Consider the following 3,900-nt stretch of genomic DNA (forward strand, 5'->3'; position numbering starts at 1 on the left):
GGCGTCGGCGTCCTTGCGGGTCACCTCGGCGCGGTCGGCCAGCGCGGCCACCAGCTCACTGCGGTTCATGTTGTTACTCCCGTGTTCTTCTTGCCGTTGAGGCGTGCCACGCGGCGGAGCCGCATGTAGGGCACGGCGAAGCCGATGCTGCCAGGTTCCTCGGTGAGTCCCCGGACCCGGGTCCGTCGTCAGACCCTCGCGCCCAGAGACGCATCCTGCCTCTACCTGCGGCGGTAAAGCCAATCCGGCACCCGCAGGAGTCGTGAGAACACCCGAGGGAGTCACACGAAGAACGCCACGACCCCGATTCGGTGACGTTCAGTCCGCTTCCGGCAACGGACCGCAGGGGCCTGCGCCCGAGTCTGGCCGCCACCCTAGAGGGCTGCCTGGCCCTACGGGTTCCACGACGCGCCGGTGCGAATCCTGCCGTGGCGATCCTCACAGCCCCGGGCGGACGGCCGGCCACGGGGCCGCGGGACTTACGCCCCGGCCGCCTTGGCCGCCTCCCGCACCGCACCGGCCACCGCGCCCGCGACCTTGTCGTTGAACACGCTGGGGACGATGTAGTTCGGGTTCAGCTCGTCCTCGGTCACCACGTCGGCCAGCGCCTGCGCGGCGGCCAGCATCATCTCGGTGTTGACGGTGCGGGACTGGGCGTCCAGCAGACCGCGGAACACACCGGGGAACACCAGCACGTTGTTGATCTGGTTGGGGAAGTCGGAGCGCCCGGTGGCCACGACGGCAGCCGTCTGGCGGGCGATCGCCGGGTCCACCTCGGGGTCGGGGTTCGCGAGCGCGAACACGATCGCGTCCTCGGCCATCGCGGCCACGTCCTCGCCGTCGAGGACGTTCGGGGCGGAGACGCCGATGAAGACGTCCGCGCCGCGCACCGCCTCCTTCAGCGTGCCGGTCAGGCCCTCGGGGTTGGTGTTGTCGGCGATCCAGCGCAGGGCCGAGCCGGGGGCGGCGTCGACCAGGTCCGCGCGGCCCGCGTGGACGACTCCGTGGATGTCGGCCACGACGGCGTTCTTCACGCCCGCGGCGAGCAGCAGCTTCAGGATGGCCGTGCCGGCCGCGCCGGCGCCGGACATGACGACGCGGATGTTCTCGATCCCCTTGCCGGCCACCCGCAGGGCGTTGGTGAGGGCCGCCAGGACGACGATCGCGGTGCCGTGCTGGTCGTCGTGGAAGACGGGGATGTCGAGCGCCTCGCGCAGCCGGGCCTCGATCTCGAAGCAGCGGGGGGCGGAGATGTCCTCCAGGTTGATGCCGGCGAAGCCCGGGGCGATGGCCTTGACGATCTCGACGATCGCGTCGGTGTCCTGGGTGTCGAGGCAGATCGGCCAGGCGTCGATGCCGGCGAACCGCTTGAACAGGGCCGCCTTGCCCTCCATGACCGGCAGCGCGGCCTTGGGGCCGATGTTGCCCAGGCCCAGCACGGCGGAGCCGTCCGTCACGACCGCGACGGAGTTGCGCTTGATGGTGAGGCGGCGGGCGTCCTCGGGGTTCTCGGCGATGGCCATGCAGACGCGGGCCACACCCGGCGTGTAGACCATGGACAGGTCGTCACGGTTGCGGATGGGGTGCTTCGACGCCATCTCGATCTTGCCGCCGAGGTGCATGAGGAACGTACGGTCGGAGACCTTGCCCAGGGTGACGCCCTCGATGCCGCGCAGCTGCTCGACGATCTCGTCGGCGTGGGCGGTGGAGGTGGCCGCGATGGTGACGTCGATGCGGAGCTTCTCATGGCCGGACGCCGTGACGTCCAGGCCGGTCACCGAGCCTCCGTGGGACTCGACAGCCCCGGTGAGCTGGGAGACCGCGGTTCCGCTCGCGGGCACCTCCAGCCGGATCGTCATCGAGTAGGAGACGCTGGGCGCCGTTGCCATGGCGGACTTCCTCTGCTTTCACCGTGTCGCTGCGTTGTGCCGTCCGATCGTCGCACCTACCACCGAGTACGCGGTAGCCGCTTCGAATTGCGAACGTTTTGTTCGCGTCCGGAGCGGGTATCTCCGGCACCTTCGGAAAACTTCTTCCACCATACGAGAGAAGATCCGCTCCGGTGAAGGGGTCCGGGCAACGAAAGAGGCCCACGTCACATCAGGTGACGCGGGCCTCCCGCACGTTTGATGACACCGACCCGCCATGCTCGCCTCGCGGCAAGTGGTCGCTCGTAGCGACGAAGGTTGGGCCCGGGGGCTTGGATCGGGCCGGTGCCACGTCCAGGCTAACAAAGGATCCCGGGAGACCATTCCCGTACCGCGGACGGTTTTTCGCGCGGGGACGCTCGGGGACCGGTCCACCGGACCGGACCGGTCCGCCGGGATCAGTCCCGCAGCAGATCCGGCACCCCGGCCGCGTCCGGCTCGTCGCGCTCCTGCGAGATCACCGTCAGCTGCTGGGTGGCCCGCGTCAGGGCGACGTACAGGACGCGCAGTCCGGCCGGTGACTCGTCGGCGATCTCGGCCGGGGAGACGACGATCGTGGCGTCGTACTCCAGGCCCTTGGCCTCCAGGCTGCCGAGCGCCACGACGCGGTCGCCCAGCCCGTCGAGCCAGCGCCGGGCCTCCTCGCGGCGCTGCATGGCGACGACCACACCGACGGTGCCGTCCACGCGGTCCAGCAGCCGTGCCGCCTCCGCGCGCACGGTCCCGCCCAGCGAGTCCCCCGCGACGGAGAAGCGCGGCTCGACGCCGGTGGAGCGCACCGCCCTCGGCGACTCGGAGCCGGGCATGGCCAGGGCGAGCACCTTGGACGCCAGCTCGGCGATCTCCGCCGGGTTGCGGTAGTTCACCGTGAGCTCGAAGCGGCGGCGCGGGCGGGTGCCGAGGGCCTCGTCGCGGGCCTGGGCGGCCTCGTCGGGGTCGGACCAGGAGGACTGGGCCGGGTCGCCGACGACCGTCCAGGTGGCGTGCCGCCCGCGCCGGCCGACCATGCGCCACTGCATCGGGGTGAGGTCCTGGGCCTCGTCGACGATCACGTGGGCGTACTCGACGCGCTCCTGGGCGAGCCGCTCGGCCCGCTCGCGCTGCGACTCCTCGCGCACCGGCATCAGCTCCTCCAGGCCGGTGAGCTGGTCCAGCGGGTCGATCTCGCGCTTCTTCCGGGGCCGGGCCGGGGTGCCGAGGATGGCCTGGAGCTCGTCGAGGAGCGCGATGTCGTGCACGGAGTGGCCGTCCCGCTGCAGCGAGCGGGCGACCTTGCGGACCTCGCCGGGGTTGAGGACGCGGCGGGACCAGCGGCCCAGGCGCTTCTCGTCCGCCATGGCGCCGAGGACGGCGGCCGGGGTCAGCTCGGGCCACCAGGCGTCGAGGAAGGCGATGAAGTCGTCCTCGGAGGCGATGTCCTCGTCGAAGGAGGAGCGCAGCTCGGCGGCGAGCTCCGGGTCGGTGTGCCGGCCGGCCGCGCCGGAGCGCTCCCACAGGGCGTCGAGCAGCAGCTTGCGGGCGCGGGGGCGCAGCAGGTTGACCGGGGCGGTGCCGCCGAGGGCGGTGCGGCGGATGTCCGCCAGTTCCCCGGCCCCGAGCTCCAGCCGACGGCCGAAGGCGACGACCCTCAGCCGCTCCGGCGAATCGTTCCCCTCCAGCGCTCCGCGCGCGGCCTTCCGCAGCACCTTGAGCATGCGGGACGACCCCTTGGCGCGGGCCACCGCCGGGGAGTCGTACAGCGTCGCCTCGGCGCCCTCGACGAGCGAGCCGATGGCGCGGATGGCGACCTGGCCCTCCTCACCGAGGGAGGGCAGCACGCCCTCGGTGTAGGCGACCAGCAGGGGGGTGGGCGAGACGATCAGGATGCCGCCCGCGTACCGGCGCCGGTCCTGGTAGAGCAGGTAGGCCGCCCGGTGCAGGGCGACGGCGGTCTTGCCGGTGCCGGGGCCGCCCTCGACGTAGGTCACGGAGG

2 protein-coding genes and 1 pseudogene are annotated in these 3,900 nt (G+C 71.9%); all 3 read right to left on the reverse strand.

The genetic code is table 11. The features are described 5' to 3' along the window. Nucleotides 1–69, reverse strand: a pseudogene (locus tag RIM90_RS30915) (integration host factor); the annotation flags it as partial. A gap of 410 nt (nt 70–479) precedes the next feature. Continuing rightward, a complete protein-coding gene (locus tag RIM90_RS30920; RefSeq protein ID WP_309064050.1) occupies nt 480–1,889 on the reverse strand; it encodes an NAD-dependent malic enzyme in 1,410 nt (469 codons plus the stop codon). A 437-nt stretch (nt 1,890–2,326) separates the two neighbouring features. Further along, nucleotides 2,327–3,900, reverse strand: a 1,574-nt coding sequence (locus tag RIM90_RS30925) for a UvrD-helicase domain-containing protein (RefSeq protein WP_309064051.1), incomplete at its 5' end; no start/stop codon positions are given.

The organism is Streptomyces sp. (assembly GCF_031181555.1).
Classification (GTDB): domain Bacteria; phylum Actinomycetota; class Actinomycetes; order Streptomycetales; family Streptomycetaceae; genus Streptomyces; species Streptomyces fimbriatus.